This window comes from Vibrio sp. S234-5, from assembly GCF_000960595.1.
Lineage (GTDB): Bacteria > Pseudomonadota > Gammaproteobacteria > Enterobacterales > Vibrionaceae > Vibrio.
Genome location: NZ_JZAM01000249.1, coordinates 1 through 3,311, shown reverse-complemented (window position 1 = coordinate 3,311; position 3,311 = coordinate 1). Strand labels below are relative to the sequence as shown.

General features: G+C 40.9%; 8 protein-coding genes. All 8 read left to right on the top strand.

Translation table 11 applies throughout. The annotated features are described in order from the left end of the window. Positions 1 to 128: DUF3265 domain-containing protein (locus UF06_RS24685; protein ID WP_226980411.1), on the top strand; the 128-nt coding region annotated here is incomplete at its 5' end. 84 nt (positions 129 to 212) lie between these two features. Beyond that, positions 213 to 317, top strand: a complete 105-nt coding sequence (locus UF06_RS28415) for a hypothetical protein (protein ID WP_312845861.1) — start codon at positions 213 to 215, stop codon at positions 315 to 317. 277 nt (positions 318 to 594) lie between these two features. Further along, positions 595 to 1,143, top strand: a complete 549-nt coding sequence (locus tag UF06_RS23195; RefSeq protein ID WP_052702569.1) for a hypothetical protein — start codon at positions 595 to 597, stop codon at positions 1,141 to 1,143. Then, the gene (locus tag UF06_RS28410; RefSeq protein ID WP_139046384.1) at positions 1,130 to 1,297 is read left to right on the top strand and encodes a DUF3265 domain-containing protein; all 168 of its coding nucleotides are present in this window, start codon (positions 1,130 to 1,132) and stop codon (positions 1,295 to 1,297) included. Before UF06_RS23195 ends, UF06_RS28410 begins: the two co-directional genes overlap by 14 nt. Further along, positions 1,285 to 1,560 carry an antibiotic biosynthesis monooxygenase gene (locus UF06_RS15855; protein ID WP_045571293.1) on the top strand — a complete coding sequence of 92 codons (276 nt, stop codon included), beginning with the start codon at positions 1,285 to 1,287 and terminating at the stop codon, positions 1,558 to 1,560. The genes UF06_RS28410 and UF06_RS15855 overlap by 13 nt, the downstream gene beginning before the upstream one ends. Before the next feature lie 175 nt (positions 1,561 to 1,735). After that, positions 1,736 to 2,239 (top strand): DinB family protein, encoded by a 504-nt coding sequence (locus UF06_RS15850; protein WP_029189990.1) that lies wholly within the window; start codon positions 1,736 to 1,738, stop codon positions 2,237 to 2,239. Between the two features lie 456 nt (positions 2,240 to 2,695). Further along, positions 2,696 to 2,845, top strand: a complete 150-nt coding sequence (locus tag UF06_RS28405) for a DUF3265 domain-containing protein (protein ID WP_082069725.1) — start codon at positions 2,696 to 2,698, stop codon at positions 2,843 to 2,845. An 11-nt stretch (positions 2,846 to 2,856) separates the two neighbouring features. After that, positions 2,857 to 3,237 (top strand): hypothetical protein, encoded by a 381-nt coding sequence (locus UF06_RS15845; RefSeq protein ID WP_052702568.1) that lies wholly within the window; start codon positions 2,857 to 2,859, stop codon positions 3,235 to 3,237. Positions 3,238 to 3,311 lie beyond the last annotated feature (74 nt).

Below are 3,311 nucleotides of genomic sequence, written 5' to 3'. Positions count from 1 at the left end.
TAAAACATAACAAACGGTTCAAGAGGGACAGCCAACGCGTGGCATTTTTATTATGCGTTGGCTTTTGTGGTTATGATGTTATGCGGAAGCTTAGTAGTGGCGTTGTCTGCCCCTTAACCGGGCGTTAGTTTCTCTCAGGAAAAATCATCAAAAATTCACGCACAAGGTTCTGAAAATTCAGCCTTTATCGTTCAAGCTGCACAATTTGGCTTTTGGTTTTTCCTGATGCTGATTTGGTAGAACGCGTTGAAAGTTCAGCGGTTTCAAAATCGCTGAATCATCGCTGTGATCTGGCTTTCTTTGTCACGGACACTTAACGTTTTGGCAGCCAACGTCACGGCTTTTGGCGTTGGACGTGTGTTTGCGTGATGCTTTTGCGTAAAATGCCTTTCAAGAAAAAGTGGTTAAAAGTCATTTTGAAACAATAGGCTACGAAACTAACAAACGCCTCAAGCGGGACTGTCAACGCGTAGCGTTTCCAGTCCCATTGAGCCGCGGTGGTTACGGCTGTTGTGTTTGAGTTTAGTGGTAATGCGTTGCCAGCCCCTTAGGCGGGCGTTAGCATAAATTTTTATAAAAGGAGTAGTAATAAAAATGGATAAACTAAGTTCTGATGTTTCATTCTATGTAGTATCACCTAAAAAATTTACGGTAATGTATATTGGAACCCTAGGTTTCTATGGGTTTTATTGGATGTATAAAAATTGGTCTATATACAGAGCAGCTTCCGGTGAAAAAATTTGGCCTATAGCACGAGCGATATTTTTTATTTTCTTCTTACATTCACTGTGCTCTAAGGTGACCCAAAGTGAAAGTTTGTCGTCCCAAGGAGATTTGCCAAAATCACTGGAATGGGATGCGACAAAATATGTTTTATTGAGTATTCTTGGCCAAATTTCAGATCGTCTTTCTGAGAATGAAATAGCATTACCATACAGTTTTTTTGTAAGTTTGGTGCTTTTTCCTTTTATGTGTCAAATTCTTTACAAAATACAGTTGGTTATTAATGAATCTCAAAATGATATGTTTGGTGACACCAACAAAAAGTTAAGTTGGCTTAACTATGTGTGGCTATCTCTGGGGGGAGCGTTGTGGTTAATGGTAATTTTTGGTGGCTATTTAACCATTGTTGGCGAAATTTAAGCTAACAAAGCGTTCAAGTGGGATTCATGCCGCGTGGCATTTTTGGTATGCAGTGAGTTTTGGTGGTGAAAGTGGTGTGCGGAAAGTTGGTTTATGCGGCATTCACCCCTTAACGCGGCGTTATGCGTCACGAGGGAATTCATGTCAGAAGTAACATTAAAAGGTTTTATTTTAGTTCCTGAATCGGATCTTGAATTGGTAAAAAATGAGTTGGTGAACCATAAGCGTCTTACTCTAGAAGAGATTGGTTGTATTACGTTTAGCGTCACTGAAAATTCAGAGAATCCTCTTCGTTTTGACGTTTATGAAGAGTTCACTGATAAAGCTGCTTTCGAGCGCCATCAAAAAAGAGTTAAGGCTTCTAACTGGGGCAAAGTGACGGTAAATGTTGAACGTTACTATGAAATCTTTGAGTAAACGCATAACAAACGCTTCAAGAGGGACAGCCAACGCGCGGCATTTTTACTATGCGTTGGTTTTTGTGATTACGGTGTTATGCGGTAAGTTGGTAGTAGCGTTGGCTGCCCCTTAAGCGGGCGTTAGGTGCCAATCAGTTATCATCAGTTTTCAAGAAATAAATCGTGGAGAAAAAATGCAGTTTGCTAGTGCGTTTCAATATAAAAAATGGGCAAACGATGAGTTGCTTGAGTTAGGTGAAAAACAATTTTCACAGTTACCAGAAAACGATGCGACCTTTTTCGTTCGGATTTTGAATCACACAACGGTCGTGGATAGTCTTTTTATCAGTCGTATTTTAGGTGAGCCTGAAAAGTACAGTGGTGACAATACCGTCGAGACTCCTTCATTGTCTGAGTTACGACGAATAATAAATGAGCATGACTCATGGCTTATTGATTTTACAAAATCAGTGAGTGTAGACGAACTCAAACGTAATGTGATTTTCCGTTTTATCGATGGTGGTTTTGGACAGTTAACAATAGAAGAAATTTTGCTTCATTTACTGACGCATGGCAGTAATCATCGAGGTATGGCCTCAAGAGTGTTAGCCGAAAATGGCCTTGAGCGTCCGAAAGATACTTTTACTCGATACTTGCATGAAACAGAGCCAAAAAGACGATTGTGTTCAGGCACCTAACAAACGCTTCAAGAGGGACTTCCAACGCGTGGCATTTTTACTATGCGTTGATTTTTGTGGTTACGGTGTTATGCGGAAACTTAGTAGTAGCGTTGTCAGCCCCTTAAGCGGGCGTTATGTTTAGTCACGTAAAATCAGTTGGTTGCATCTTTTCTTTGTTCCTTCGTATTTCTAATTTTGGTCTTGTCGGCAAGTTAACTTCAGCGGTCGCTGTTTTCTGGACTCCAATTCGTGGGCGCTAAAAAGTTCAGAGAGTTGCCTCATTGAAATCCAGAGTGTATGCGAGGTGAGTGAAGTGATTTTGATTTCAAAGTTAAAGCCCCAGATTTTCGATTTCTCACGTTATAACTCAAAGTCGGCACAATCAAAATTATGATTTAATTCAGCTTTTTAGCGTCTGGTTTTGGTTTGCAAAGGTAAGTCGAGGTAAGCTATTGGTATCGCAAACTTAACCCTTTGAGCCTTAAACATAACAAAGCGTTAAAGAGGGATTCGTGCCGCGTGGCATTTTTGGTATGCGGTAATTTTTGTGGTGAAAGTGGTCTGCGGAAAGTTGGTTTGTGCGGCACTCACCCCTTAACGCGGCGTTATGCCTCAATATGGTAAAAGGAATTACTATGTATCCAGATGTAATCTTGTTTAATGGAACTGGAAGCTCAGGAAAAACGAGTCTGGCAAAAGAGTTACAGGAACTGTTGGCAACGCAGTATTTGAACTTTAGTGTAGACAGCGTTCTCTATGCATTACCGCCTTCGGACCTAAAATGTATGATGGTTGGTAAACCTATTGACCGAGCCGGTTATGATTATGCGCAGTTAGTCGATGGCTATCATCGTTGTGTCAGAGCAATCTTAGAGTCGGGATGCAAAGTTATCATCGACAATGCCTGGGTAAACAAAGACGAAATAGACGCGCTTGCGTATTTCGGAGCATTCCGATCAGTCATTTCCGCTGTTTTTCAAGCAAGTTGTCGTCTTTTTTACAATTTAGTAACGTGAATGATTACGCTGCACACTTTTCAGGGTTCAAGTACACCTCATCGATATAACTCCAGTCTCTCGTTTGCCGACTC